This window comes from Paracoccus aminovorans, assembly GCF_001546115.1.
In the GTDB taxonomy this organism is placed as follows: domain Bacteria; phylum Pseudomonadota; class Alphaproteobacteria; order Rhodobacterales; family Rhodobacteraceae; genus Paracoccus; species Paracoccus aminovorans_B.
The window spans coordinates 44,925-70,893 of the sequence record NZ_KQ955209.1 but is presented as its reverse complement, the minus strand read 5'-3'; the positions used below and the strand labels follow the sequence as shown (position 1 = coordinate 70,893).

Below are 25,969 nucleotides of genomic sequence, written 5' to 3'. Positions count from 1 at the left end.
CTTCAGGCGGGAACGGCGACGGCCTCGCCATTCTCGCGCCGCAGCACCTGCATCGGCAGGCCATAGATCTCGGCCAGCACCTCGGGGCGCATCAGCGCGGCGGTCGTGCCCTGCATGACCAGCCGCCCGCCCCTCAGCGCCACCACATGATCGCAGAACCGCGCGGTCATGTTGACCTCGTGCAGCACGATCACCGCGCTGCGGCCCTGTGCGTGGCACATTCTGCGCACGAGGGAAAGCACCTCGACCTGATGCGCGATGTCGAGGGCCGAGATCGGCTCGTCCAGCAGCAGCGTCTGCGCCTGCTGCGCCACCATCATCGCCAGCCACACCCGCTGCCTTTCGCCCCCGGACAGGGTATCGACCAGCCGGTCGGCGAAAGCGGCGACGCCGCATTCGGCCATCGCGGCCTCGACCGCGGCGTGATCCTCGGGGCCGAAACGCCCCAGCGCGCCATGCCAGGGATAGCGCCCCAGCGCCACCAGTTCGCGCACCAGCATGCCTTCGGCCGGAGGCGTGGTCTGGGGCAGAAAGGCCAGCGCCCGGGCATAGTCGCGGGCCTGCCAGTCGGCCAGCGCGCGGCCGTTGAAGGCGACGCGGCCCGCCGTCGCCGCCACCTGCCGCGCCAGCACCTTCAAAAGCGTCGACTTGCCCGAGCCGTTGTGCCCGATCAGCGCCACCATCTGCCCGGCCGGCAGCGCCAGCGTCAGCCCGTCCAGCAGCCGCCGGCCCGGAACGTCCAGCGACAACCCCTCGATCGAAAACAGCGCAGCCGTCATCGTCTTGTCCTCATCATCAGCCAGATCAGCCAGGGCGCTCCCAGAAGCGAGGCGAACAGTCCCAGCGGCAGTTCATAGGGGAAACCCGCCATGCGCGCGCCGAAATCGGCGGCGATCATCAGCAGCGCTCCGATCAGCGCCGCGCCCAGCACATGGTCCCAAGCCCGCGCCAGCCCCAGCCGCCGCGCCAGATGCGGCGCCATCAGCCCGGTGAAGCTGAGCGGGCCGACCAGCACGCTGGCCGCGCCCGTGGCCAGCCCCGCGACCAGGATCAGCGCCAGCCGCGCCCGCACCAAGGGCAGGCCGAGCCCGGCCGCGACCTCGGGGCCGAGCGGCAGGGTGGCAAGCCAGCGCCGGCCAAGCCAGGCCGCCGCCGCGACGGCCCCGGCGATGGCGCTCAGCACCGCCGCCTGCGCCGGGCCGACCGTGCTGGACGAGCCGCTGAGCCAGGCCAGCACCTGCCAGCTTTGCGGGCTGCCGGTCGCCATGATCGCCGAAAGCACCGCCGCCGCCATGGCCGACACCGCGATGCCGGCCAGCAGCACGCGCTCGGCCGGCATGTCGCGGCGGCGGGCATAGGTCGCGACCAGCGCCAGCGCCAGCGCCGCGCCGGCCATGGTGCCCAGCGTCAGCGGCCCCTGTCCCGGTGCCGTCACCGCGAAAAGCGTCGCCGCATAGCCGATGGCCGCGCCGCCCGAGACGCCCAGCACCTCGGGCGAGGCCAGCGGATTGGCGGTCAGCCGCTGCAGGATCGCCCCCGCCATGGCCAGCGCCGCCCCGGCCGCGCCGGCGGCGACCAGCCGCGGCAGGCGCAACGGCAGGAAGGCGCGAAAACTGTCCCAGTCGAGCACCGCCCAGCCGCCCGGCACCCGGCCGATCCAGACCAGCAGCAGCGCCATGGCCGCGACCACCAGCGCCAGCGCGACCAGCACCCTGCCGGGGCGGGCAAGGCGCGGCGCCGGACCCTCGGCCGCCTCGGTCCCGGGCGGGGTCGAGCCGCGCAGCCGCGGCAGAAGCCAGATCAGCAGCGGCCCGCCGATCAGCCCGGTCACGGCGCCGGTCGGGAACATCTCGCCGCCGGCGCCGGCCAGCGCCAGCACCACGCCGTCGCAGACCGACAGGATCAGCGCCCCGATCAGCGGCGCCAGCGCCAGCACCTGCGCCATGTTGCGTGCGCCCAGCGTCCGGGCCAGCGCCGGACCGGCGAGGCCCACGAAGCCGATCAGCCCCAGTTCGGCCGAGACTGCGCCCGCCAGCGCCACCGCCAGCGCCACCGCCGCCCCGCGCACCAGCGCGATGTTCAGCCCCAGGCCGCGCGCGCCCTCGGCGCCCAGCGACAGGACCCGCAGCGGGCGTGCCAGCGCCGCCGCCCCGAGCGCACCCAGGACCAGCACCAGCGCCAGCGCCCGGGTGCCGGCCCAGTCCTGCTGCACCAGCGCGCCGCCGTTCCAGATCACCAGCGACAGCAGGTATTCGCCGCGCGCCAGCGTGATCGCCGTGGCGACGGCCGAGGCGGTCATGCCGACCAGCATCCCGGCGATGACCATGGTCACCGGCGCGAAGGCGCGCCGCGCGCCGATGGCCATGACCAGCGCGGCGGCTGCGCCCGCGCCCGCCATGGCGACCGGCCAGCGACCCTGGTCCAGCATCGCGGGGGCGAAGATCGTCGCCAGGACCAGCGCAAGCTGCGCCCCGGCCGAGATGCCCAGCGTCGTCGGGTCGGCCACCGGATTGCGCAGCACCGCCTGCAGGATCGCGCCCGACAGCCCCAGCGCCGCGCCCGCGACCAGCGCGATCACACCGCGCGGCATCAGGCCGAAGCCCAGCAGGATCTGGTGCAGATCCATCGCCTGCGGGTCGAGCGGCCAGCCCGGCCAGTCGGCCCAAGGCAGCAGTTGCCGCGCGGCGGCCAGCCACAGCGCCAGTGCCAGCGCGGCGGCAAGGGGCAGGATGATCCGGGCGGTGCGGCTCATGTCGCGGCGGGTCCGGTCTCGAACGCCTGCGCCAGCAGTTCGGCGAAATGCAGCGCCGAGGGCGTGCCGCCGAAGGCATTGACCGCGGGGATCCGGTAGAGCCGGCCCTGCGCCACCGGCGGCAGCGCCTGCCACAGGATGCTGCGCTTGAGCCCGGCGCGGGCCTCGACCGGGACCGCGCCGACGATGACCAGCCGCGCCTCGGGCATGGCGGCCAGCCGCTCCAGCGGCAGGGGGGCGCGGAAGCTGAAGGCGGTGCGCTCGGTCCAGGCGTTCCGCAGCCCCAGACGTTCCAGCACATTGCCGAACATGCTGTCATGGCCGAAGGCGCGCAGGTGGCGGGCGTCGCCGATGTTGATCAGCGCCACCGGCCGGTCGCGGAAGCCGGCCAGCCGGGCGGCCAAGCTGTCCAGCCGCGCCTCGGCCTCGGCCTGCGCGGTGCGGCCCGCCGGCGCGTCGCCGATGCGCGCGGCCAGGTCCGCGAGCGCCGCCAGCGCCTTGGGCAACGGCGGCTCGCCCGGGATGTAGAAGGGCAGCGACAGCACCGGCGCGATGCGGCTGAGCTGCGCCTCATGCGCCGGGTAGAAGGTCGAGCTGAGGATCAGGTCCGGCCGCATCAGCTGCAAGAGTTCGTAATTCGGCGCCCCGCGCAGGCCCAGGTCGGTGACCGAGGCGGGGATCCGCGGCTCGGCGGTGTCCTGACGATAGCGCACCAGCTCGCAGGCCGCGACGGGCATGTGTCCCAGCGCGATGGCGGTCTCCATCATCGCCCAGTCGATGGCGGCGAGGCGCAAGAGCTGCCGCGCAAACGCAGGCCCCGCCGCCGCGAGCGCGGCGACGGAGCAAAGAAAGGCGCGCCGGCCGAGGCCCGGGTCGCGCGCCGCTACCACTTGTAGGTGAGCCGCGCCTGGATCGTCCGGCCCTCGCCATAAGAGCAATAGGAGAAGCCGCAGGCACCGACATAGACCTCGTCGGTCAGGTTGGTGATGTTGAGCGAGCCCTCGACGTTGCGATAGGTATAGCTGCCGCCCAGGTCGACCAGGGTCACGCTGTCCAGCTTGGCGCTGTTCGTCGCGTCGATGAAGCGCGAGCCGATGTAGCGCACGCCGCCGCCCAGGCGCAACCCGATGCCGAAGTCGCGGTCGAGCCACAGGCTGGCCAGGTGGCGCGGCGCATCGGCCAATTCCTTGCCGTTCAGCGGGTCGGTGGCGGGGGCCTTCTGCTCGGTCTTGTTGAAGGCATAGGCGCCGCGCAGCTTCCAGCCCTCGGCCAGTTCGGCCGTGGCCTCGAGCTCGATCCCGCGCGAGCGGACCTCGCCGATCTGGCGGATGCCGCTCCCTTCACCTTCGGGCAGCTCGACCGTGCGGTTCACGTTGGTCTGGCGCAGGTCATAGACCGCCAGGCTGATCAGCCCGTCGAAATTCGTGGGCTGATACTTGACGCCGGCTTCCCATTGCTTGCCCTCGGTCGGGCGCAGCACGTTGTCGTCGATATCCAGCCCGGCCTGCGGGTCGAACGAGGTCGAATAGCTGACATAGGGCATCACTCCGTTCGTCATCAGATAGCCGAGGCCCACGCGGCCGGTGACCTTGTTTTCCTTGTATTCCGAGACCGAGCCGTAACGCTCGCCCGTCTGCTTGACCCAGTCGTAGCGCAGGCCCAGCGAGCCGCGCCAGTTGCCGTATTCGATCTCGTCCTGCGCATAGACGCCGGCCTGGCGCAGCAGCGACGGCCCTGCATTCGGCGGGGCATAGGGCGTGCGCGCATCGACATAATAGTCGGGATCCGCCCAGTCGATATCGGCGGCGGTGAAGAACTGGCTGCTTTCATGGGCGTCGTATTTGCGCATGTCGGCGCCGAAGAGCAGCCTGTGCGTCATCTGCCCGGTCGTGACCTCGCCGGCAAGGCGAGTATCGAGGGCGATGGTGTCACTGTCCTCCAGTTGCTCGCTCGACCCCCGGCCGAAGGTCGTCGGGCCGGTCACCCCCGTCGCATAGGTGGTGCGATAGTTCCAGTCGAGGCTTTCGTAGCGGAAGCCCTGGCTCAGCGTCCAGCCGCTGTCGAATTCGTGGCTGAACTCGACGCCGAAGCTATAGGACTTGCGGTCGCTGTCGTCCCAGTCCTTCTGCCCGGTGTAGATCTCGCGCAGGTCTTCGTCATGGCCGGTTCCGGTCAGCGCGAAAGGCACGCCCGTCGGCGGCATCGGCGCGTCGTTGGTATAAGTGGCCAGGAAATCGATGGTCGTCGCATCGGTGGGCGTCCAGCGCAGGGCGCCGGCCAGATAGCCGCCCTTGTTGGTCAGATCTTCGATCTGCGTGCTGTCGTCGCGGCCGATGCCGGTGATGCGCCAGGCCAGCGTGTCGCTTGCCGCGCGGTTCACATCGAAGAACAGCTGCGTGCTGTGGTTGCTGTCATAGCCGATGCCCGCCTCGGCCATGTCATAGGCCTGGGCGCGTTTCTGCACCATGTTGATGACGCCCAGCGGCGAGCCCGCGCCATAGAGTGACGAGGACGGGCCGCGCAGCACCTCGATCTGCTGCATGCCATAGAGTTCCTGCTTGATGGCGCCGAAATAGCGCCCCTGGCGCAGGCCGTTCACATATTGCGCGTGTTCCGCCTTGAAGCCCCGGACATAGGGCGTGTCGAAGCGCGGATCCTTGCCGAAGGGCTCGGCGTGGACCCCGGCGGTATAGCCGAGCGCCTGACCCAGGTTCTGCGCGCCCTGGTCCTCGATCTGCTGGGTGGTGACGACCGAGACGGATTGCTGCATCTCGGCCACCGGCGTGTCGGACTTGGTCGCGGCCTGGCTGTAGGGGCTGACATAGCCTTCGGCCTGGACCGAGGTGTCGGTGGTCGCGGTCAGCGTGATGGTATCGAGCGTCACGGCCGCGGGGGCGGCGGGCTCTTGCGCCAGCGCGGGCAGCGACAGGCACAGGGCGCTGGCTCCGGCAAGCAGCGCCGCGCGGTTCGGACGGGTCATGGACGATCCTCTCGGTTGATGGCGCGTCGGGCGCGGATGATTCCTGACAGATTTGCTATAGTTCCGGCCGCGCCGCAAACCGAAAGCCGGTTGCGGTAACGGGATCCGGCCTTTCCTGTGGCAGATTTACGTCGCGCGCGGCGGTCGGGCGCCGCCCAGCGCGGCGCGATAGCCGCCGGGCGTCAGGCCCATGGCGGCCTTGAAGACACGGGTGAAATGGCTCTGGCTGTCGAAGCCGCAATCCAGCGCGATGCGTGCCAGCGGCGCGCCCGAGCCGAGCAGCCGCCGCGCCCGCTCGATGCGCCGGGCCGCGATCCAGCGATGGGGCGACACCCCGCAGCTGGCGCGGAAGCTGCGCTGGAAATGGAACGGGCTCAGCCCGGCCAGCGCCGCCAGGTCGTGCAGATGCAGCGGTCCGGCCAGGTGCGCCTCGATATGGTCCAGCACCAGCCGGCGCCGGCGCGGCGCAAGGCCGCCGGTCAGCGGCAGGCGCAGCCCGGCGCCATAACGGCGGTCGGTGAAGACCAGGCCCAGGATGTCGTGCATGGCGCCCTCGGCCGCCAGCCGGGCGCCGGCGCGGGTCGCGTCATGCAGCGCGCGAAACGGCGCGGCGAGCGCCGGGGCCTCGACATAGGTCAGGTCGGCCGGTTGCAAGAGCCGGGCGTCGCGGTCGCAGGTGCTGGCGAAGCTGCGCCGCAGCGCCTCGTCGGGCAAGTGCAGGTGCACGAATTCGAAACTGGCGCCGATCTGCCATTCCGAGGCCTGGCCCTGCGGCATCAGGCAGACCGCCCCCGGCCAGCCCGGTCCCGCCGCGTCACCATCCCGGTCCAGCCGGCGCGTGCCGCCGCCGCCCCGAGTATAGAAGCTCAGCGTATGGCCCTGCGGATCGTCATAGCGGATGCGGGCATCGCGGTTCTGCCAGACCGTGGCCGAACAACCGAAGCCCAGTTCGACATGGCCCAGCCTGCGCGCATGCGGTGCGCGCGCGAGATAGGCCGAGATGGGCAGCGACTGGTCGGTCATGGCGCGAAACTAGGCCCGGGCGCGCGGCGCGGAAAGCGGGAAATGCGCAGGCCCGTGAAGCCGGCCGGCGGATCGCCGCAAGATCGTGCAATCCCGCCCGGCGGCGGCGCGCTAGTGTCGCGCCGAACTGCCGCCGAACTGCCACCGAACTGCCGATGAGAACGCCCATGAACCTGCTGCTTTTCGCCACCACCGTCCTGATCTGGGGCTCGACCTGGATCGCCATCGCCTTCCAGGTCGGGCCCGTGCCGGTGCTGGTCTCGGTCTTCTATCGCTTCGCGCTGGCGGGGGCGGTCTATCTGGTGCTGCTGGCGGCGCTTGGCCGGTTGCGGCTGCCCAGCCGGCGCGACCAGCCCTGGGTCCTGGCGCAGGCGCTGTGCCTGTTCTGCCTGAACTTCCTGTGCTTCTATGCCTCGGCCCGATACATCCCGTCGGGGCTCTTGTCGGTGGTGTTCTCGCTGGCCTCGATCTTCAACGCGGTGAATGCGCGGATCTTCTTCGGCGACGCGATCTCGGGGCGGACGGTGCTGGCGGCGATGCTGGGCGCGGGCGGGGTGGCGCTGCTCTTCGGCGGCGACCTCGCGCAGGCCGAGGCGGCGGGCACGCTGCGCGGGCTGGCGCTGGCCGGGCTGGGCACCCTGTTCTTTTCGCTGGGCAACATGGTCTCGCGCAGAAACAGCGCCGCCGGGCTGCCGCCCAGCATCGCCACCGCCTGGGGCATGGCCTATGGCGCGCTGGCGCTGGCCGGGCTGATCGCCCTGACCGGCACGCCCGTGGTGGCACCGCCCGACGCCCGCTATCTGGGCGCGCTGCTTTACCTGGCGCTGCCCGGCTCGGTGCTGGCCTTCACCACCTATCTCTTGATGGTGGCGCGCATCGGTTCGTCCCGCGCCGCCTATGCGACGGTGCTGTTCCCGATCGTGGCACTGGTCCTTTCGACGCTGTTCGAGGGCTATGTTTGGCATTGGACCGGCTTCGTCGGCCTGGGGCTCGCCATGCTGGGCAATGTGGTGATGTTTGCACGGGCGCCGCGCAGGCCGGTCCCGGCGCAGCCCTGATCCACGGCAATCCGCCGCCCGCCCTGCGCGGGCGCGCCGCGCCGCAATGGACCCGCGCCGATGCCTGCGCTATGACGAAAGCGCGTGACTGTCTGGCATGGGTATCGGATGCGGCTCGACGATCTCTTGCGGCTTCTGGACTCCCTGCGCCTGCGCAAGGCCCGGGCGCTGCTGTATTTCCTGCTGGCCGACCGCGCGCCGGTGCATCGCACCGAAAAGGTCACCGACCTGTTCTGGCAGCAATCCGAGGAGCACAAGGCCTCGGCCTCCTATCGCCAGGCGGTCAAGCACATCCGCCGCGCCATGGAGGAGATCCCGGGCCTGTCGCTGGAGACCAGCGCCGGCGAGATCGCCCTGCGCCTGCCGCCGGGCTTCGTGCTGGCCGAGGCGCTGGCCGCGCCGCTGTCCGGGCCGGGCTGGAACGCCGAGGAGGTCGCGCGCGTCCGGCTGCTGATCGACCAGACCGTGCAGCTGGAAGGCACCAGCGCCTCGTTCGACAGCTGGCTTGCCATCACCCGCGCGGGCCTGCTGGCGGCCGTGCGCCAGGTGCTGGACCGCCGGCTGGCGGAACTGGGCACCGGCCAGCCCGAGGCGCAGCGCGCGCTGGCGGAATTCGCCACGGCGCTGGAACCTTCGAACGAGGCGGCGACGCGGCTTCTGATGCGGCTCGACTGGCAGGCCGGCCACGCCACCCGGGCGATCGAGCGCTACAATACGCTTTACGCCCATCTCGACGAGGCCTTCGACCAGGAGCCCGAGGCCGAGACGGTCGAGCTTCTGGCCGCGATCAAGCTGGACCCCGCCGGCGGCACCCGCCATGCCCAGACCGGTGAGCGGGCGCCGCAGGTCGGGCTTTCCGTCACGCTGGCGCCGGTCGAGGGCGAGGCGCAGGCGCAGGAAAGCCTGGTCAACGTGCTGTATTCGGACCTGCGCATGCGCATGGCGCGGTTCCGCGAATGGTCGATCATCGAGGACGGGCCCGAACCGGCGCAGATCCGCGTCACCCTGCAGGCCTTCTCCCTGGCGGGCAGCCTGCGGCTTTTCGTCGAGGTCAAGCGCGGCGCCGGCGGCCAGCTGGTCTGGTCGGAATGGGTCGACCAGCCGCAGACCGACTGGGAAGGCAAGGTGCGCATCCTGCTGTCGAACATCGCCAATGCGCTGTCGGTGGTGGTCTCGGACCGGGCGCTGGCCGATTCAGGCTCGGGCATCTATGACAGCTGGCTCAAGGCGCAGGCGCTCCTGGACCGCTGGTCGCCCGAGACCGAGGCCGAGGCGCTGGCGATCCTGCGCCAGATCACCGAGGAGGCGCCGCGTTTCGGCGCCGCCCATGCCGAACTGGCCGGGGCGCTGAACGTGCGCCACGTCCTGCTGCCCGGCACCTTCCAGACCGAGGAACTGAAGCGCGACGCCATGCATCACGCCATCGTCGCGGTCTCGGCCGATCCCTTGGACACGCGGGCGCATCGCGTGCTGGCCTGGTGCTTCTGCCACCTGGGCTATTTCGACCTGGCCGAGTTCCATTTCGACCAGGCGCTGAACCTGAACCGCAACAGCCCGCTGACGTTGGCCTCCTGCGCGCTTGGCTTCGCCTTTGCGGGCGATCTGGCCAAGGCCGGCACGCTGGCGGCCGAGGCGCGCAGCCATGCCGAGGTCATGGAGCCCTTCCACCAGATCTATCTGGCGGCGGTGGACTATCTGCGCGGCGACCATGCCTCGACGGCGACCCAATGCGAGGGGCGGGGCGAGTTGATGCCGACCGTCGGCGGCTGGCACAGCGCGGCGCTGTGGAAGCTGGGCCGCCCCGAGGCGGCCGCCCGCCGCTATCACGCCTATCTGGCCGAACTGCGCCGGCAATGGCACGGCCCGCCGCAGGCCAGCGATGCCGAGCTGCTGGACTGGTTCCTGTCGGTGTTTCCGCTGCGGCGCGAGGAATGGCGCCAGGATCTGCGCCAGACCCTGGAACAGGTCGCCGCCGCCCGCAGCCGCTTTCCGGCCTAGCGGCACATGTTCGTGGCATAGATCCCGACCGAGCGGTGAAAGGCGCGTAACGGGCTTTGCATGATCTCGTTCTTGACGTCCTTGGCCGGCTGGCCGGCGCCGTCCTTGAACTGGCTGCGGCTGGCGATGGCCTTTTCCATGTGGTCCTCCAGCGCCGCTTGCAGCCCCGAGGTCCAGTCCGGGTGGTTCTCGGCCGCGAATTCGCGCACCATCTCCAGGATCTCGGACTTCATGCTGGCCAGCATCAGCGCCCGGTCCAGCTCATAGGACAGCGGCGGGCGGAAGCCCTCGGCCTCGCCCTGCGCCTTCAGCATCGCGTCGGTGATCGCCAGCGTCTCGTCCGAGGGCACCACCAAGATGCGGGTGTTACGGTCGGGCTTCTTGCTGCCGCGCCTGCGGCTTTCGAACTCGATGCGCACGGTGGTGCCGGCCAGGATCGCCTCGCGTTCGGCATCGCTCAGCGCCGCGCCGCCGCTCTGGGTCGAGAAATCCTGCACCACCAGCGCGCGCCGCACCCGGTCCTCATGCGCTTCCAGCTCGGCCCTGGGCACGCCCGACTTGCCGCGCTGCGACAGCTCGACCATCAGCCGGCCGATGAATTCGACGTTCAAGGGGACGCCGTCGGCGCCCTTCTTGTCGGTGATGCTGCCGTCGTCGTGCAGGAAGGCCTCGGCCTGGTCGACCTCGGCCCCGATGATGATGTATTTGTTCCCTGTCATTCTTGTTCTCCGTCATTCCCGGACGAGGTTGATGAGTTCCAGCATGCTGGCCGGGCGGGGCAGGCCGGTTTCGCGCGGCCCTTCGGCGGCCATGACCACGCGCCGGATCGAGCCCGCGACCGAGGCGGCGAGCAGCGCGCTGCCCAGAGGCCCGAAGCCGCCCTGCTGGCCGTGCACCTGCGCCTCGGCCATCAGGAACTGGTAGAGCGGCCCCCATTCCAGCGCGTCCGCATCCAGCGCGACCGGCGCTTCGGGATGGGCGGCGGCGAAATCGGCGGCCAGGCGCGCCGCTGTCAGCCGCGCCGGCCAGTCGCCGGGCAGCGCGGCCCGTGCCGCCCCGATACGGGCATTGCCCAGGCGCAGCGGCCGGGCCTCGGCGGCGGATTGCGTGTCCAGTGCGATGATCGCCGCCGCCGTCACCGGGGCGCGCAATTCCGGCGCCACGCTGGCCGACATGCCGCTGCGCGGGCCGCCCGGCCTGGCGCCGAAGAACAGCGGCCAGTCGATGCGCCAGTCGGTCTCGGCCTCGCTGACCGCATAGCCGCGCTTCAGCAGCGTGCCGAGGTTGTGCAGCCCCGACCGGCCCAGCGCATAGGCGGCCAGCGGCAGGGCGTGGAAGGCCCGGCAAAGCCCGTGCAGCAGCGTGGTCTCGTCCAGCGCGCAGGCGCGGGGCGGGGCGGGCAGGGCGGCGATCTCGGGGTGCAGGAAGCGGGGCAGCAGGTCCTCGGTCACGATGCGATGCCAGCAGCGCACCGCATGGGTGCGGGCCAGCACATAGGCGCGATAGGGCGTGAGCCCCTCCGCCATCAACGCCCGGGCATTGCGGTTGTGGAACTGCATCCAGGCCACGACCAGCTCGTGCAGCATCAGCGAGTCGCGGTTCCTTTCGTCGTAGAGCGCCCGGATCGGCCGCGGATCGGGGTCCGAGACCGCGTTCAGCCCGCGCGCATAGATCCGCGCCAGCCGCGCCCCCGGCGTCAGGCGAAACAGCCAGGTCTCCGGGTCATAGACATGCGCCAGCATCGCCGGGCCGGGACCATAGACCGTCTCCAGCGTCAGCGGATTGTCGATCAGGTTATAGCGCACCGGCGGGGCGGCATCCTCGTCGTCCGCGCCGCGCGACCAGGGCACGCTGGCCGCCTCGACGCTGCTGCCCATGTCATGGCCCATCAGCTGCGCCAGATAGGTATAGCCCGAGGGGATATGCGCCACCCGCGCCAGGCAGGCGGCGCGCCATTGCGGGTCGCTGCGCAGCAGGATCCACGGCTTGCGCTGGTCGATGTCGCGCCGGTCGTCGCTGGCGCCCAGCGGCGAGGCCTCGGCCGCCATGTCCGGCGCCATGGCCAGCGCGGCCAGCGCCGCGCGGTTCTGCCCCGCGCGCAGGTGGCCGCGCCCGGGCACGCAGCCGAAGGGACAGCCCGAGAGGTCTGGCCGGAGCTCGTCCTCGCCGTCCATGGCCGCGCCTTCCCCCATGTCCCGGGCCCCCCTGCGCTGGAATCATCACAAATATGGCAGGCCGGTGGCCTCGCTGAAAAGAGCCGATGCGGCCTGGCCCGGCGAAAGCCAGACGCTGATCTCGGCGCGCGGCTCTGAAATCTCGCGGCATTCCGGGGCCGGGCGAAAATCGCTGACCAGCGCGCAGGGCGCGGCGGGCAGGCTTTCGGCGGCGGCGGGGAACAGCCGCGGCGCGTGCAGCGCATAGCCGCGGATGCGGGCGCGCACCTCGCTCGGGCCGTGCTCGTCGCCGGTGGCGCGGGCGGCCAGCAGTTCCATCAGGTTCATCTCCATCAGCAGAAGCTCGCGCAGCGCCTTTTCGGCAGCGGCGACCGGCTCCTCGTCGCAGCCGAAGCCCAGCACCGGGTCTTGCCCTTCCAGGCTGACGCTGCGGCAGATCATCACGCAGGGCTGGCCCTCGGTGCGGATCTGCCACCAGTCGCTGCGCCGGCGCAGGGCGGCGCCCTGGCGCATCGCCTCGACCCGCGCGCCGAGCCCCGCTTGGGCGATCCACGACTCCGAGACCGGCGCGGCGGGCGCGCGGCCCAGCCACCAGTCGGCAACGGCGGCGCGTTCGCAGGCCTCGAGCCGGGCGGCAGCACAGGCCTGCGCCGGGTCGGAATGCGCGGCCAGCCCGTCGCTCCAGGGGTCGAAGCGGCCGCCATGGCGCAGGTGGCGGTTCAGGGCCAGGATCTCGGCGGTCTCGCCAAGGCAGCGGTCGAATGCCTCGTCGCGGGTCAACCCGGCGCCGCTGGCAGTGCGGCCGTCATGGGTCAGGGCCTGCAGGATGACCAGCCCGGGGGCAAAGAAGCTTTCGCGCCAGTCGTGGCGCTGCCAGCTGTCGGTCAGATCCTGGCTGCGGCGGCAGAGTTGTTCCATCGTCTTGCGGTTGTCCTTTCGGGCCTTGGATTGCCCCAAGCCGTAACCGGCGCCTGTGATCTTGGCGTGAATTGCGCGCAGGCCGCGCCGCCCTTGCCGCAAGCGGCGGAAAAGGCTAGGAAAGCCCGCGCATATCACGAAAGGGCACTGCCATGGCGGACGAGGACTATGTCTATGACGAGGCCAGCGGCGAGTGGCGCCCGGCCTCGGAACTGGCGGCCGAGACGGCGGTCGTGGTGCGCGACTCGGCCGGCAACGCCCTGGCCGACGGCGATTCGGTGGTGCTGATCAAGGACCTGAAGCTGCGCGGCAGCAGCCAGGTGCTGAAGCAGGGCACGGTGATCCGGTCGATCCGGCTGACCGACAACCCCGAAGAGATCGACTGCCGCCACGATACCATCAAGGGCTTGGTCCTGCGCTGCGAGTTCGTGCGCAAGCGCTGAACCCCGGCCCCGGACTTAAGGGCCATTGCATCCCTGCGCGATTTCCATCAGCATTCCCTTCATTGCGATGAGGGGAACATGGCAGGACGCCCGACGATCGAGGATGTCGCCCGCGCCGCCGGCGTCAGCGTGGCGACGGTGGACCGGGTGCTGAACGGCCGCAGCAAGGTGCGCGAGGAAACCGCGCGCAAGGTCTCGCAGGCGGCCGAGGCGGTGGGCTATCACGCCGCCCCGGTGATCCGGGCGCGGGCCTTGGCGCATGTGCCGGAACTGCATCTGGGCGTGGTGCTGCAAAAGGAACGCCATGCCTTCTATCAGGATTTCGCCGCCCGGCTGGAAGAGGCGGCCCGGCTGGATCCCTTGCGGCGCTGGCGCGTGTCGGTGCGCTTTTCGCCCGGCCAGTCGCCCGCCGATTTCGCCGAAACCATCGCCGGTTTCGCCGGCAAGGTGCAGGCGGTGGCCGCGACCGGCATCGACCATCACGAGGTCACCTCGGCCGTGGCGCTGCTGCGCGGGCGCGGCATCCCGGTGTTCTCGCTGCTGTCGGACTTCGCCCCCGGCGTGCGCGAGGCCTATCTGGGCACCAACAACCTGAAAACCGGGCGCACCGCCGCCTGGCTGATGCATCGCATCATGAACCGCGACGGCAAGATCGCGCTGTTCATCGGCGGCCACCGCTTTCACGGCCACGACCTGCGCGAGGCCGGCTTTCGCAGCTATTTCCGCGAATATGCGCCGCAGATCCCGTTCCTGGACACGATGATCAACCTGGAAACCCGGCAGTTGACCTATGAGACGACGCTGGAGATCGCCGCCCGCCATCCCGATCTGGCCGGGGTCTATTGCGCCGGCGGCGGCATGGAGGGTGCCGTCGCCGCGATCCAGGAGCTGGGCCTGGGCGGCAAGGTGGCGCTGATCGTGCATGAGCTGACGCCCGAATCGCGGCAGGCGATGATGCAGGGCGTGGTCTCGGTGGTGATGGCGACGCCGCTGCAGCCGCTGGCCGCCGACCTCTTGGGCTCGGTCGGGCATGTGCTGGAACATGGCATGGCCGAAAACCCGGGCCAGCGTTTCGTGAATGCGCTGATCATCACGCCTGAAAGCCTGTGACGCGCATGATGGAAAACCATCAACAGGCGATCTTTTTCTATCATCGGTGATGGAAACGGCCTCGCAAATGATTTGACCGCTGCCGCGTTCTGACCGAATGATTTCACACGGTCGCGGCAGAGGAGAGCCCGGGGCCGGACCGCGACGGGGCGGATGCGGCCGGGTTTGCGGCGCGCCAACCCGGACACCCGGGCGGGTCCGCCCCGCGTGCAACGATCATGGGAGGAACGTAATGAGGAAATTCCTGCTGGCGAGCGCCTGTGCCGCCACCTTCGCGGGCGCGGCTTCGGCCGAGACCATCGGCGTCTCTATGGCACTCTTTGACGACAATTTCCTGACCGTGCTGCGCAACGGCATGCAAGATTATGCCAAGGCGCAGGACGGCGTGACGCTGCAGGTCGAGGACGCGCAGAACGATGTCGGCAAGCAGCTGAACCAGATCGAGAATTTCGTGGCCTCGGGCGTCGATGCGATCATCGTGAACCCGGTCGATACCGATGCCACCGTCGCCATGAGCGCCGCCGCGCAGAACGCGGGCATTCCGCTGGTCTATGTCAACCGCCAGCCGGTGAATCTGGACAGCCTGCCCGAGAAACAGGCCTTCGTCGCCTCGGACGAAAAGGAATCCGGCACGCTGGAGACGCAGGAGGTCTGCCGGCTGCTGAAGGAGCAGGGCAAGACCGAGGCCAAGGCCGTGGTGCTGATGGGCGAGCTGTCGAACCAGGCGGCGCGGATGCGCACCCAGGACATCAAGGACGTGCTGGCGACGCCGGATTGCGGCTTCATCACCATCGTGCAGGAGCAGACCGCGAACTGGTCGCGCACCCAGGGCGCCGACCTGGTCAGCAACTGGCTTTCCGCCGGGACCGAGTTCGACGCCATTATCTCGAACAACGACGAGATGGCGATCGGCGCCATCCAGGCGCTGAAATCGGCCGGCCGCGACATGAATTCGGTGGTCATCGGCGGCGTCGACGCGACGCAGGACGCGCTGGCGGCGATGAAGGCGGGCGAGCTGGACGTGACGGTGTTCCAGGATGCCGCCGGCCAGGGCAAGGGCGCGGTCGACACCGCGCTGAAGCTCGCGCGCGGCGAGGTGGTCGAGCAGAAGGTCTTCGTGCCCTTCCAGCTGGTCACGCCGCAGAACCTGGACCAGTTCCTGTCCAAGAACTGAAGCCTGCGGCGGGGCCGCCCAAGGCCCCGCCCGAACACGACAGGGGGAAGGCGATGCTTGACCGGACCGGCGCCTGGCAGGGCGAGTTCATTCTGGAAGTCGACAATATCACCAAGGAATTCCCGGGCGTGAAGGCGCTCGACGGGGTGCAGCTGAAGATCCGCCCCGGCACCGTCCATGCGCTGATGGGCGAGAACGGCGCCGGCAAATCGACGCTGATGAAGATCATCGCCGGGGTCTATACGCCCGACGGCGGCGAGGTGCGCTTTGCCGGCCAGCCGCTGAGCGTGAAGACCCCGCTCGACGCGCTGAACTCGGGCATCGCCATGATCCATCAGGAGCTGAACCTGATGAACTGGATGACGGTGGCCGAGAACATCTGGATCCGGCGCGAGCCGCTGAACCGCCTGGGCCTGGTCGATCACGGCCGCATGCGCCAGATGACCGCCGACCTGCTGGGCCGGCTGAACATCCGGCTGGACCCCGACGCCCAGGTCAGCGACCTGACCGTGGCGCAGAAGCAGATGGTCGAGATCGCCAAGGCGGTCAGCTACAATTCCGACGTGCTGATCATGGACGAACCGACCAGCGCCATCACCGAGGCCGAGGTCGAGCATCTTTTCGCCATCATCCGCGACCTGAAATCGCGCGGCATCGGCATCGTCTACATCACCCACAAGATGAACGAGCTGTTCGAGATCGCCGACGAATTCACCGTCTTCCGCGACGGCAAATATGTCGGCACGCATCCCTCCAGCAGCGTCACCCGCGACGACATCATCCGCATGATGGTCGGGCGCGAGATCACCGAGATGTTCCCCAAGATCGACTGCGAGATCGGCGAGACCATCCTGGAGGTCCGCAACCTGACCCTGCCGGGCGTGTTCCACGACGTCAGCTTCAACGTCCGCAAGGGCGAGATCCTGGGCATCGCCGGGCTGGTCGGCTCGAAACGCTCGAACGTGGCCGAGGCGATCTTCGGCGTCCATCCCGCGCCCTTGGGCGACATCCTGATCGACGGCCGGCATGCGCGCATCACCTGTCCTTCGGACGCCATGGCGCATGGCATGGCCTTCCTGACCGAGGACCGCAAGGAGACCGGCTGCTTCCTGATCCTCGACTGCCTGGAAAACATCCAGTCGGCGCTGATCACCCGCGGCCATGTGAAGAACGGCTTCCTGGACCAGAAGACCATCACCGCCAAGGCCGAGGAGATGGCCGCGACGCTGCGCGTCAAGACCCCGAACCTGTTTGAGCGGGTCGAGAACCTGTCGGGCGGCAACCAGCAGAAGCTCTTGATCGCGCGCTGGCTTCTGACCGAGCCGCGCATCCTGATCCTGGATGAGCCGACCCGGGGCATCGACGTCGGCGCCAAGTCCGAAATCCACCGCCTGATCACCGGCCTGGCCGCGCAGGGCGTGGCGATCGTGATGATCTCCTCGGAAATGCCCGAGGTTCTGGGAATGAGCGACCGCATCATGGTCATGCACGAAGGCCACGTCTCGGGCTTCCTGAACCGCGACGAGGCGACCCAGGTCAAGATCATGTCTCTGGCCGCCAAGTAACCAAGAGGGATACCCATGTCAGACGCAAGCCTTGCCGCGCAGCCGCGACGGCACCGCCCGATGATGGCGGAACTCAATATCCTGCTGGTCCTGGTCGGCATCAGCCTGACCTTCGAGATCCTGGGCTGGATCACCCAGGGCCAAAGCTTCCTCGGCAACTGGCAACGGCTGTCGATCATGATCCTGCAGGTCTCGGTGGTGGGCATCATCGCCATCGGCGTGACGCAGGTCATCATCTCGGGCGGCATCGACCTGTCCTCGGGCTCGATCGTCGGCGCCACGGCCATGGTCTCGATGAGCCTGGCACAGGCCGCCGGCTATGAGCGCGCGGTCTATCCGGCGCTGACCGGCCTGCCGGTGCTGGTGCCGCTGCTGGTCGGGCTGCTGTTCGGATTGCTCTGCGGCATTATCAACGGCGCGCTGATCGCCTATACCAGGATCCCGCCCTTCATCGCCACGCTGGGCATGATGGTGACGGCGCGCGGCTTTGCCAAATGGTATACCAAGGGCCAGCCGATCAGCTTTCCCTCGGACAGTTTCGCCGCCATCGGCAAGGGCATGATGCCGGTCGTCATCTTCCTGGTGGTGGCGCTGATCTTCCATGTCGCGCTGAAATACACCCGCTATGGCAAGTTCACCTATGCCATCGGCGCCAATCCGCAGGCGGCGCGCGTCTCGGGCATCAATGTCGAGCGGCAGCTGGTCAAGATCTATGCCGTGGCCGGGCTTCTGTCGGCGCTGGCCGGGATCGTGGTCGCGGCGCGCGGCCTGACGGCGCAGGCCGGCATGGGCACCATGTACGAACTCGACGCCATCGCCATGGCGGTGATCGGCGGCGTGTCGCTGACCGGGGGCAGGGGCTCGATCCTGGGCACGATGATCGGCATGGTGATCTTCGGCGTCATCATCTCGGGCTTCACCTTCCTGCGGCTCGACGCCTATTACCAGGAAATGATCAAGGGCGTGATCATCGTCGCCGCCGTGGTGGCCGATGTCTATCGTCAGAAAAAGCGCAAGAAGGTCTGAGCCATGACCCGCGCTTCCCTGGGTGTCGCCCTGATCGGCACCGGCTTCATGGGCAAATGCCACGCGATGGCCTGGCGCAACCTGGCGACCGCCTTCGGCGGCCTGCCGCCCCGGCTCGAGATCCTGGCCGACACGCCTGCCGACAAGGCCGAATCCCTGGCCGCGTCATGGGGCTTTGCCCGCGCCGGCGGCGACTGGCGGGCGGCGGTGGCGGACCCGGCGGTGGATGTGGTGTCCATCACCACGCCGAACGGCCTGCATCGCGAGATGGCCGAGGCGGCGCTGGCGGCCGGCAAGCATGTCTGGCTGGAAAAGCCGATGGCGCTGACGCTTGCTGATGCCGAGGCCATGCAGGCCGCCGCCACGGCCTCGGGCCGGGTGACGATGCTGGGCTACAACTACACCCGCTCGCCCGCCTTCCGCGCCGCCGTGGACCTGGTGGCCCAAGGCGCCATCGGCCGGCCGATCCATTTTCGCGGCGTCTATGACGAGGATTACATGGCCGACCCGGCTTTGCCCTGGAGCTGGCGGCTGACCCGCAAGGACGGCGGCCTTGGCGCGCTTGGCGATCTGGGCTGCCACCTCGTCTCGGTCATGCTGGCGCTGATGGGTCCGGTCGCCCGGCTCTATGCGCAGGCCGATACCGTGATCGCCACCCGCCCGCACCAGGGCGGCACGGCGCGGGTCGAGAACGAGGACCAGGCCCAGGCGCTGATCCGCTTCGCCTCCGGCGCCTCGGGCGAGTTCTCGTGTTCGCGGGTGGCGCGCGGCTATCGCTGCCGCCTGGCCTGGGAGGTGCAGGGCAGCGAAGGCACGCTGCGCTTCGACCAGGAGCGGATGAACGAGCTCTGGCTCTATCAGCCCGGCGCGGCGCAGGCGGACGGCTTCCGCCGCATCCTGACCGGCCCGGCGCAGCCCGGCTTCGCCGCCTTCTGCCCGGCACCGGGGCATAACTTCGGCTTCAACGAACAGAAGGTGGTCGAGGCGCAGATGCTGCGCGAGGCCATCGAGACCGCCACCCCCGCCTGGCCCGATTTCACCGCCGGGCTGACCATCGAACGCATCATCCACGGCATGGCCCGCTCGGCCGAGACCGGCCAGGCCGTCAACCTGTAAAGGCCACCATGAAAATTGCCATCGACCCCTTTATGCACCGCCATCTGCCGCTGGAGCAGATCCCCGCCAAGGTCAAGGAACTCGGCTACGACTGGATCGAGCTCAGCCCGCGCGGCGATTTCCTGGAATGGTTCAAGGCGCCGCGCGTCTTTCCCGACCGCATCAAGGCGCTGAAGCAGGCACTGAAGGGCGCCGAGGTGGGCATCGCCAGCCTGTTGCCGATGTATCGCTGGGCCAGCAATGACGAGGCCGAGCGCCAGGCCGCCGTCAAGCACTGGAAGCGCGCCATCGAGATCGCCGTCGAGCTGGGCGTGGACACCATGAACAGCGAATTCGGCCGCGGCCCGCATCCCGACAAGGGCAGCTGCTATTGCTGCCACACCGGCAGCATGATCGAGGCCTGCGAGGATGCCTGGTGGCGCAGCATCGAAGAGCTGGTGCCGATCCTGGAACGCGAGGGCATCCAGCTGAACGTCGAGCCGCATCCCGAGGACTGGTGCGAGACGCTGCAGCCGGCGCTCGACATCATCCGCACGGTAAACAGCAAGGCGGTGAAGTTCCTTTATTGCGCGCCGCATACCTTCTATTTCGGCGACGACACCAAGGCGATGCTGCGCGAAAGCGCCGATGTGCTGGCGCATGTCCATGTCGGCGACACCTTCAACCACAAGGCCAGCTCGGGCCTGCGCTATATCCTGAACCCTCCGGGCACCCAGGCGCGCGTACACCAGCACCTGAACATCGGCCAGGGCGAGGTCCCTTGGGACGATTTCTTCGGCACGCTCCACGAGATCGGCTTCGACGGCATCATGACCGCCTGCGTCTTCGCGTGGGAGGACAAGGCGGACCAATCCGGAACCTTCATGCGCAACGAAATGCAGCGCTACATCGACCAATACTGGGGAAAGAAATGACAGTGAACATCGGAGTCATCGGCACCGGCGCCATCGGCCAGGACCACACGCGGCGCATCAACCAGGTGCTGGCCGGCGCCAGGGTCGTGGCGCTGAACGACTTGAACCGCGCCAATGCCGAAAGCTGCCAGCGCGATTTCGCCCCCGAGGCGCGGATCTTCGACGATGCCCATGCGCTGATCGCCGATCCCGGCGTCGATGCGGTGCTGGTCTGTTCCTGGGGCCAGACGCATGAGGAATATGTCCTGGCCGCCATCGCCGCCGGCAAGCCCTGCTTCTGCGAAAAGCCGCTGGCCACCACTGCCGAGGGCGCCCGCCGCATCGTCGAGGCCGAAGAGGCCGCCGGCAAGCGGCTGGTACAGGTCGGCTTCATGCGCCGCTACGACCCGGGCTATGTTGCGCTGAAGCGCGCCGTGGCCGAGGTCACCGGCGCGCCGCTGATGGTCCATGCCGCGCATCGCAACCCGCGCGTCGGCGACAGCTACCTGACCCCGATGGCGATCCACGACACGCTGATCCATGAAATCGACGTGCTGCGCTGGCTTCTGGACGACGATTATGTCAGCGCCCGGGTGTTCTTCCCGCGCAAGTCGCCCCGCGCCCATGAAAAGCTGCGCGATCCGCAGGTGGTGGTGCTGGAAACCGCCAAGGGCGTGGTGATCGACGTCGAGGTCTTCGTGAACTGCCATTACGGCTATGACATCCAATGCGAGATCGTGGGCGAGGACGGCATCGCCAGGCTGCCCGAGCCGATGTCGATCCAGACCCGATCCGGCGCGGTCCTGGGCAATCCGATCCTGATGGACTGGAAGGACCGCTTCATCGACAGCTACGACGTCGAGCTGGCCGATTTCGTCAAGGCGGCCGCCGCCGGCACCGCCGCCGGGCCGACCGCCTGGGACGGCTATGTCGCCGCCGTCACCGCCGATGCCTGCGTGGCCGCGCAGGAAACCGAAGGGCAGGCGGTCGACATCGCGCTGCCCGCCCGTCCCGCGCTTTACAACTGAGGTGTGCCCATGCGTTTCGCCCTGAACCATATCGTCGCCCCGCGCCTGCCGCTCGCCGATTTCCTGGCGCTGGCCGGCCGGCTCGGCTGCCATGAGGTCGAGATCCGCAACGACCTGCCCGACGTGACCGGCCAGCCCCCGGCCGAGGTCGCCCGCATGGCCGGCGACGCCGGCCAGACCATCCTGTCGGTCAACGCGCTTTACCCTTTCAACCAGTGGTCGTCCGACCTGGCCGCGCGCGCCGAGCGGCTGGCGGATTTCGCCGCGGGCGCCGGGGCGCAGGCGCTGGTGCTGTGCCCGCTGAACGACGGCACCGCCATCGCCCATTCGGCGACGGTCGAGGCGCTGGACCGGCTGGGCGAGATCCTGGCCGCGCGCGGCCTGCGCGGCCTGGTCGAGCCGCTGGGCTTTCCGCAAAGCTCGCTGCGCCGCAAGGCCGAGGCCATCGCCGCGATCACCGAGGCCGGCGGCTTCGACCGCTTCGGCCTGCTGCACGACACCTTCCACCACCATCTGGCCGGCGAGACCCAGGTCTATCCGCGCCGCACCGCGCTGGTGCATGTCTCGGGCGTGACCGACCCAGGCCTGCCGGTGGCCGGGATGCTCGACGCGCATCGCGTGCTGGTGGACGGCGCCGACCGGCTGGAGAACCTGGCGCAGCTGCGCGCGCTGATCGCCGACGGCTATGACGGCCCGGTCAGCTTCGAGCCCTTCGCGCCCGAGGTCCACGCGCTTGACGACATCGAGGCCGCGCTGCGCGCCAGCATGGAGCTGCTGCGCGCCGGTGTCGAAACCGCCGAGGCATAGCGCCATGAAATCCCTTGACGTCATCACGATCGGCCGTTCGTCGGTCGATCTCTATGGCCAGCAGATTGGCGGCCGGCTGGAGGATATGGGGTCGTTCGCCAAGTATATCGGCGGCTCGCCCACCAATATCGCCTGCGGCACGGCGCGGCTGGGGCTGCGCTCGGCGGTGATCACCCGGGTCGGCGACGAGCATATGGGCCGCTTCATCCGCGAGCAGCTGGTCCGCGAAGGCGTCGATGTGCGCGGCGTCGCCACCGACCCCGAGCGGCTGACAGCGCTGGTGCTGCTGGGCATCCGCGACGAGGACAGTTTCCCGCTGATCTTCTATCGCGAGAATTGCGCCGACATGGCGCTGTCCGAGGCCGACATCGACGAGGGCTTCATCGCCGAGGCGCGCTCGGTGCTGGCGACCGGCACGCATCTGAGCCATCCGCGCACCGAGGCGGCGGTGCTGAAGGCGCTGAAGCTGGCGCGGAAGCACGGCGCGAAGACGGCGCTCGACATCGACTATCGCCCGAACCTCTGGGGCGTGGCCGGGCATGACGCGGGCGAGAGCCGCTTCGTGGAAAGCGCCGCGGTGACCGCCAAGCTGCAATCGACGCTGCATCTCTTCGACCTGATCGTCGGCACCGAGGAGGAATTCCACATCGCCGGCGGCTCGACCGACACCATCGCGGCGCTGCGCGCGGTGCGTGCGGTCTCGGGGGCCACGCTGATCTGCAAGCGCGGCGCGGCGGGGGCCGTGGCCTTCCAGGGCGCGATCCCGGACAGCCTCGATGCGGGCGAGACCGGCCCCGGATTCCCGATCGAGGTGTTCAACGTGCTGGGCGCGGGCGATGGGTTCTTCTCGGGGTTGCTGAAGGGCTGGCTCGACGGCGAGGACTGGCCCAGGGCGCTGGAATACGCCAATGCCTGCGGCGCCTTCGCGGTTTCCCGCCACGGTTGCACGCCGGCCTATCCCTCGCTGGCGGAGCTGGAGTTCTTCCTCGGGCGCGGCGTGCTGCGGCCGGACTTGAGGAACGATGCCGAGCTGGAGCAGATCCACTGGTCGACGAACCGCCAGGGCCGGATGGGCGGCGACTGGTCCAGCATGCGGGTCTTTGCCTTCGACCATCGCCTCCAGCTCGAGGAGATGCCGGGCTACACGCCGGAAAAGGGCGGCGCCTTCAAGGAGCTGTGCCTGCAGGCGGCGCTGAAGGTCGCCGACGGCCAGCCCGGCCATGGCATCCTGTGTGACAACCGAATCGGCCGGCGGGCGCTGCATGCGGCCTCGGGGACGGGGCTGTGGATCGGGCGCCCCTGCGAAGCCCCCGGCTCGCGGCCGCTGGACCTGGAGCCGGAACTGGGCCCGGATTGCGGCGCGCTGGCCGAATGGGCGCGCGAGAATGTGGTCAAGGTGCTGTGCTTCTGCCATCCTGGGGACGGTGCCGAAACGCGCGCCGCGCAGGAAGCGACGGTCAAGCGGCTGTTCGCGGCCGCCCGCCGCAATGGGCTGGAGTTCCTGCTGGAGGTGATCCCCTCGAAGGTCGGGCCGGTCGATGACGACACCACCGCCACGCTGATCCGGCAGTTCTATGCCATCGGCGTCTATCCCGACTGGTGGAAGCTGGAGCCGATGCAGACCCGGGCCGCCTGGGCCAATGCCATCGCCGCCATCAAGGAGAACGACCGCCACACCCGCGGCATCGTGGTGCTGGGGCTGGACGCGCCCGAAGAGGAGTTGCGCGCCAGCTTCCAGGTCGCCGCCGGTTTCGACCTGGTCAAGGGCTTTGCCGTTGGCCGCACGATCTTCGGCACGGTCGCGCGGCAATGGCTGACGGGCGAGGTCGGCGACGAGGCGGCCGTGGCCGAGATGGCCGACCGCTACCAGAGACTCTGCGCGGTCTGGGACCAGGCGCGGGAAAAGGCGCTGGCCGCGGCCTGAGCGGTGGGGCGCGAGCGGCGAGGCGGGGCCGGGGGCTCTGCCCCCCACGTCCGGCAGACCCCTCGACGGGGTCTGCCGGACGTCCCCCCCCGGGATATTTGGACACAAAAGAGAAAGCACGGGCGTGGACCCGGGAAGGTGCGAGATGAGCGGAACGGTGCGTTTGACGGCGGCGCAGGCGATGGTGCGCTGGCTCTCGGTGCAGATGACGGAAGAGGGCGAGCGCTTCGTCGAGGGCTGTTGGGCCATCTTCGGCCATGGCAACGTCGCCGGGATCGGCGAGGCGCTGCACGGCATCGGCACCGCCTTTCCGACCTGGCGCGGCCAGAACGAGCAGACCATGGCCCATGCCGCCATCGCCTATGCCAAGGGCAAGGCGCGGCGGCGGGCGCAGGCGGTGACCAGCTCCATCGGGCCGGGGGCCACCAATATGGTGACGGCGGCGGCGCTGGCGCATGTGAACCGGCTGCCGGTGCTGTTCATCGCCGGCGACGTCTTTGCCAGCCGCCGGCCCGACCCGGTGCTGCAACAGGTCGAGGATTTCGGCGACGGCACCGTTTCGGCCAATGACTGTTTCCGCCCGGTGGTGCGCTATTTCGACCGCATCCAGCGCCCCGAGCAGTTGCTGAGCGCGCTGCCGCGCGCCCTGCGGGTGATGACCGATCCGGCCGATTGCGGGCCGGTCTGCCTGGCCTTCTGCCAGGACGTGCAGGCCGAGGCGTTCGACTGGCCCGGGGCCTTCTTTGCCGAGCGGGTCTGGAAGATCCGCCGGCCCGAGCCCGATGCGGCCGAACTGGCCGAGGTGGCGGCGCTGATCCGGGCGGCGAAGGCGCCGGTGATCGTGGCCGGTGGCGGCGTGATCTATTCCGGGGCCGAGGCGGCGCTGGCGGAATTCGCCAACCGTCACGGCATTCCGGTGGCCGAGACCCAGGCCGGCAAGTCGGCCCTGGCGCAGTCGCATGCGCTGAACCTGGGCGCCTCGGGCGTCGACGGCTCGGCGGCGGCGAATGCCGCGCTTGCCGCAGCCGACCTGGTGATCGGCGTCGGCACGCGCTTGCAGGATTTCACCACCGGCTCGCGCACGCTGTTCTCGGGCCGGCTGGTGTCGATCAACGTGCAGCCCTACGACGCGGCCAAGCATGGCGCGGTGAGCCTGGTCGCGGATGCCCGGGTGGCGCTGGAGCGGCTGACGGCGGCCCTGGGCGATCATCGCACCGCCTTCGACGGCGCGGCGCGGGCCGAGTGGCTGGCGGCGGTCGATGCGCATTGCGCCGCCCCGGCCGAGGGCAATGCGCTGCCGACCGACGCGCAGGTGATCGGCGCCGTGCAGCGCGCTGCCCCCGAGGCCATCGCCATGTGCGCCGCCGGCACCATGCCGGGTGCGCTGAAGTTGCTCTGGCAGCCGGCGCAGGGCGGCTATCACATGGAATACGGCTATTCCTGCATGGGCTACGAGATCGCCGGCGCGCTGGGGTTAAAGCTGGCGCGGCCGGAGCGCGAGGTGATCTGCTTCGTCGGCGACGGCAGCTACATGATGGCCAACAGCGAGCTGGCGACGGCGGTGATGCGGCGCGTGCCCTTCACCGTGGTGCTGACCGACAACCGCGGCTATGGCTGCATCAACCGGTTGCAGGCCGGCACCGGCGGCGCGGCCTTCAACAACATGTATGCCGATTGCGCCGTCGAGGCGCAGCCGCAGATCGACTATGTCGCCCATGCCGCATCCATGGGCGCCCATGCCGTCAAGGCCGGCGGCATCGCCGATCTGGAGGCCGAGATCGCCGCCGCCCGGTCCCGCGACATCCCCACGGTCATCGTCATCGACACCACCGCCGCCCCCGGCCCCGGCGACGGGCTGACCGGCGCCGGCCATTGGTGGGACGTCGCCGTGCCCGAGGTCGGCGACACCGACCGGCTGCGCACAGCCTATGCCAGATACATCGAAAACAGCCGCAACCAGGCAACCGTCAATTGAAGGAC

At 69.6% G+C, this 25,969-nt stretch carries 21 protein-coding genes; 13 read left to right on the top strand and 8 right to left on the bottom strand.

What is annotated here, in order from left to right; all coding sequences use genetic code 11:
- Positions 1–2: 2 nt before the first annotated feature.
- The 5 genes from ASV56_RS12295 to ASV56_RS12275 all read right to left on the bottom strand — a co-directional run bounded on the left by ASV56_RS12295 (position 3) and on the right by ASV56_RS12275 (position 6,755).
- On the bottom strand, positions 3–779 hold the full coding sequence (locus ASV56_RS12295; protein WP_062562389.1) for an ABC transporter ATP-binding protein: 777 nt from the start codon (positions 777–779) through the stop codon (positions 3–5).
- Positions 776–2,752 (bottom strand): Fe(3+)-hydroxamate ABC transporter permease FhuB, encoded by a 1,977-nt coding sequence (gene fhuB / locus ASV56_RS12290; RefSeq protein ID WP_062562388.1) that lies wholly within the window; start codon positions 2,750–2,752, stop codon positions 776–778. The genes ASV56_RS12295 and fhuB overlap by 4 nt, the downstream gene beginning before the upstream one ends.
- On the bottom strand, positions 2,749–3,642 hold the full coding sequence (locus tag ASV56_RS12285) for an ABC transporter substrate-binding protein (RefSeq protein WP_062562387.1): 894 nt from the start codon (positions 3,640–3,642) through the stop codon (positions 2,749–2,751). Before ASV56_RS12285 ends, fhuB begins: the two co-directional genes overlap by 4 nt.
- Positions 3,636–5,732, bottom strand: a complete 2,097-nt coding sequence (locus tag ASV56_RS12280) for a TonB-dependent siderophore receptor (RefSeq protein WP_062562386.1) — start codon at positions 5,730–5,732, stop codon at positions 3,636–3,638. The genes ASV56_RS12285 and ASV56_RS12280 overlap by 7 nt, the downstream gene beginning before the upstream one ends.
- A gap of 126 nt (positions 5,733–5,858) precedes the next feature.
- Positions 5,859–6,755: a helix-turn-helix domain-containing protein gene (locus ASV56_RS12275; RefSeq protein WP_082724822.1), complete on the bottom strand. Its 897-nt coding sequence runs from the start codon at positions 6,753–6,755 to the stop codon at positions 5,859–5,861.
- Between the two features lie 167 nt (positions 6,756–6,922).
- Between ASV56_RS12275 and ASV56_RS12270 the strand changes: the two genes are divergently transcribed.
- Both ASV56_RS12270 and ASV56_RS12265 read left to right on the top strand, forming a co-directional pair.
- Positions 6,923–7,813: a DMT family transporter gene (locus ASV56_RS12270; protein ID WP_062562385.1), complete on the top strand. Its 891-nt coding sequence runs from the start codon at positions 6,923–6,925 to the stop codon at positions 7,811–7,813.
- Between the two features lie 108 nt (positions 7,814–7,921).
- On the top strand, positions 7,922–9,811 hold the full coding sequence (locus ASV56_RS12265) for a BTAD domain-containing putative transcriptional regulator (protein ID WP_062562384.1): 1,890 nt from the start codon (positions 7,922–7,924) through the stop codon (positions 9,809–9,811).
- Here ASV56_RS12265 and ASV56_RS12260 read toward each other — a convergent pair.
- Genes ASV56_RS12260 through ASV56_RS12250 form a run of 3 tightly spaced genes read right to left on the bottom strand, consistent with a single transcriptional unit; the run spans position 9,808 to position 12,903 of the window.
- Complete coding sequence (locus ASV56_RS12260; protein WP_062562383.1) at positions 9,808–10,530, bottom strand: hypothetical protein; 723 nt, start codon at positions 10,528–10,530, stop codon at positions 9,808–9,810. The two genes, ASV56_RS12265 and ASV56_RS12260, sit on opposite strands and share 4 nt — an antisense overlap.
- Positions 10,531–10,542: 12 nt before the next feature.
- Positions 10,543–11,985: a peroxidase family protein gene (locus tag ASV56_RS12255; RefSeq protein WP_062562382.1), complete on the bottom strand. Its 1,443-nt coding sequence runs from the start codon at positions 11,983–11,985 to the stop codon at positions 10,543–10,545.
- 45 nt (positions 11,986–12,030) lie between these two features.
- Positions 12,031–12,903, bottom strand: a complete 873-nt coding sequence (locus ASV56_RS12250; protein ID WP_062562381.1) for a YcaO-like family protein — start codon at positions 12,901–12,903, stop codon at positions 12,031–12,033.
- 152 nt (positions 12,904–13,055) lie between these two features.
- Here ASV56_RS12250 and ASV56_RS12245 point away from each other — a divergent pair, with 152 nt between their 5' ends.
- The 11 genes from ASV56_RS12245 to iolD all read left to right on the top strand — a co-directional run bounded on the left by ASV56_RS12245 (position 13,056) and on the right by iolD (position 25,964).
- Positions 13,056–13,346 (top strand): zinc ribbon domain-containing protein YjdM, encoded by a 291-nt coding sequence (locus ASV56_RS12245; protein ID WP_062562380.1) that lies wholly within the window; start codon positions 13,056–13,058, stop codon positions 13,344–13,346.
- Between the two features lie 78 nt (positions 13,347–13,424).
- Complete coding sequence (locus ASV56_RS12240) at positions 13,425–14,456, top strand: LacI family DNA-binding transcriptional regulator (RefSeq protein WP_062562379.1); 1,032 nt, start codon at positions 13,425–13,427, stop codon at positions 14,454–14,456.
- A gap of 232 nt (positions 14,457–14,688) precedes the next feature.
- Positions 14,689–15,630 (top strand): sugar ABC transporter substrate-binding protein, encoded by a 942-nt coding sequence (locus ASV56_RS12235; protein WP_062562378.1) that lies wholly within the window; start codon positions 14,689–14,691, stop codon positions 15,628–15,630.
- A 53-nt stretch (positions 15,631–15,683) separates the two neighbouring features.
- Complete coding sequence (locus tag ASV56_RS12230; protein WP_062562377.1) at positions 15,684–17,195, top strand: sugar ABC transporter ATP-binding protein; 1,512 nt, start codon at positions 15,684–15,686, stop codon at positions 17,193–17,195.
- A 15-nt stretch (positions 17,196–17,210) separates the two neighbouring features.
- Positions 17,211–18,221 (top strand): ABC transporter permease, encoded by a 1,011-nt coding sequence (locus ASV56_RS12225; RefSeq protein ID WP_062562376.1) that lies wholly within the window; start codon positions 17,211–17,213, stop codon positions 18,219–18,221.
- A 3-nt stretch (positions 18,222–18,224) separates the two neighbouring features.
- The gene (locus ASV56_RS12220) at positions 18,225–19,337 is read left to right on the top strand and encodes a Gfo/Idh/MocA family protein (RefSeq protein WP_062562375.1); all 1,113 of its coding nucleotides are present in this window, start codon (positions 18,225–18,227) and stop codon (positions 19,335–19,337) included.
- An 8-nt stretch (positions 19,338–19,345) separates the two neighbouring features.
- Entirely contained in the window at positions 19,346–20,251 is a 906-nt protein-coding gene (locus ASV56_RS12215; RefSeq protein ID WP_062562374.1) for a sugar phosphate isomerase/epimerase family protein, read from the top strand.
- Entirely contained in the window at positions 20,248–21,258 is a 1,011-nt protein-coding gene (locus ASV56_RS12210; RefSeq protein WP_062562373.1) for a Gfo/Idh/MocA family protein, read from the top strand. The genes ASV56_RS12215 and ASV56_RS12210 overlap by 4 nt, the downstream gene beginning before the upstream one ends.
- 9 nt (positions 21,259–21,267) lie before the next feature.
- The gene (locus ASV56_RS12205) at positions 21,268–22,065 is read left to right on the top strand and encodes a TIM barrel protein (RefSeq protein WP_062562372.1); all 798 of its coding nucleotides are present in this window, start codon (positions 21,268–21,270) and stop codon (positions 22,063–22,065) included.
- A 4-nt stretch (positions 22,066–22,069) separates the two neighbouring features.
- Entirely contained in the window at positions 22,070–23,989 is a 1,920-nt protein-coding gene (locus tag ASV56_RS12200) for a bifunctional 5-dehydro-2-deoxygluconokinase/5-dehydro-2-deoxyphosphogluconate aldolase (RefSeq protein WP_062562371.1), read from the top strand.
- A 145-nt stretch (positions 23,990–24,134) separates the two neighbouring features.
- On the top strand, positions 24,135–25,964 hold the full coding sequence (iolD, locus tag ASV56_RS12195; RefSeq protein ID WP_062562370.1) for a 3D-(3,5/4)-trihydroxycyclohexane-1,2-dione acylhydrolase (decyclizing): 1,830 nt from the start codon (positions 24,135–24,137) through the stop codon (positions 25,962–25,964).
- The last annotated feature ends 5 nt before the right edge of the window (positions 25,965–25,969 follow it).

Excerpts from the sequence above, each read along its gene's own strand:
- ASV56_RS12295 (WP_062562389.1), bottom strand. The coding sequence starts at position 779 with ATGACGGCTGCGCTGTTTTCGATCGAGGGGTTGTCGCTGGACGTTCCG.
- fhuB (WP_062562388.1), bottom strand. The coding sequence starts at position 2,752 with ATGAGCCGCACCGCCCGGATCATCCTGCCCCTTGCCGCCGCGCTGGCA.
- ASV56_RS12280 (WP_062562386.1), bottom strand. The coding sequence starts at position 5,732 with ATGACCCGTCCGAACCGCGCGGCGCTGCTTGCCGGAGCCAGCGCCCTG.
- ASV56_RS12275 (WP_082724822.1), bottom strand. The coding sequence starts at position 6,755 with ATGACCGACCAGTCGCTGCCCATCTCGGCCTATCTCGCGCGCGCACCG.
- ASV56_RS12270 (WP_062562385.1), top strand. The coding sequence starts at position 6,923 with ATGAACCTGCTGCTTTTCGCCACCACCGTCCTGATCTGGGGCTCGACC.
- ASV56_RS12265 (WP_062562384.1), top strand. The coding sequence starts at position 7,922 with ATGCGGCTCGACGATCTCTTGCGGCTTCTGGACTCCCTGCGCCTGCGC.
- ASV56_RS12260 (WP_062562383.1), bottom strand. The coding sequence starts at position 10,530 with ATGACAGGGAACAAATACATCATCATCGGGGCCGAGGTCGACCAGGCC.
- ASV56_RS12255 (WP_062562382.1), bottom strand. The coding sequence starts at position 11,985 with ATGGACGGCGAGGACGAGCTCCGGCCAGACCTCTCGGGCTGTCCCTTC.
- ASV56_RS12250 (WP_062562381.1), bottom strand. The coding sequence starts at position 12,903 with ATGGAACAACTCTGCCGCCGCAGCCAGGATCTGACCGACAGCTGGCAG.
- ASV56_RS12245 (WP_062562380.1), top strand. The coding sequence starts at position 13,056 with ATGGCGGACGAGGACTATGTCTATGACGAGGCCAGCGGCGAGTGGCGC.
- ASV56_RS12240 (WP_062562379.1), top strand. The coding sequence starts at position 13,425 with ATGGCAGGACGCCCGACGATCGAGGATGTCGCCCGCGCCGCCGGCGTC.
- ASV56_RS12235 (WP_062562378.1), top strand. The coding sequence starts at position 14,689 with ATGAGGAAATTCCTGCTGGCGAGCGCCTGTGCCGCCACCTTCGCGGGC.
- ASV56_RS12230 (WP_062562377.1), top strand. The coding sequence starts at position 15,684 with ATGCTTGACCGGACCGGCGCCTGGCAGGGCGAGTTCATTCTGGAAGTC.
- ASV56_RS12225 (WP_062562376.1), top strand. The coding sequence starts at position 17,211 with ATGTCAGACGCAAGCCTTGCCGCGCAGCCGCGACGGCACCGCCCGATG.
- ASV56_RS12220 (WP_062562375.1), top strand. The coding sequence starts at position 18,225 with ATGACCCGCGCTTCCCTGGGTGTCGCCCTGATCGGCACCGGCTTCATG.
- ASV56_RS12215 (WP_062562374.1), top strand. The coding sequence starts at position 19,346 with ATGAAAATTGCCATCGACCCCTTTATGCACCGCCATCTGCCGCTGGAG.
- ASV56_RS12210 (WP_062562373.1), top strand. The coding sequence starts at position 20,248 with ATGACAGTGAACATCGGAGTCATCGGCACCGGCGCCATCGGCCAGGAC.
- ASV56_RS12205 (WP_062562372.1), top strand. The coding sequence starts at position 21,268 with ATGCGTTTCGCCCTGAACCATATCGTCGCCCCGCGCCTGCCGCTCGCC.
- ASV56_RS12200 (WP_062562371.1), top strand. The coding sequence starts at position 22,070 with ATGAAATCCCTTGACGTCATCACGATCGGCCGTTCGTCGGTCGATCTC.
- iolD (WP_062562370.1), top strand. The coding sequence starts at position 24,135 with ATGAGCGGAACGGTGCGTTTGACGGCGGCGCAGGCGATGGTGCGCTGG.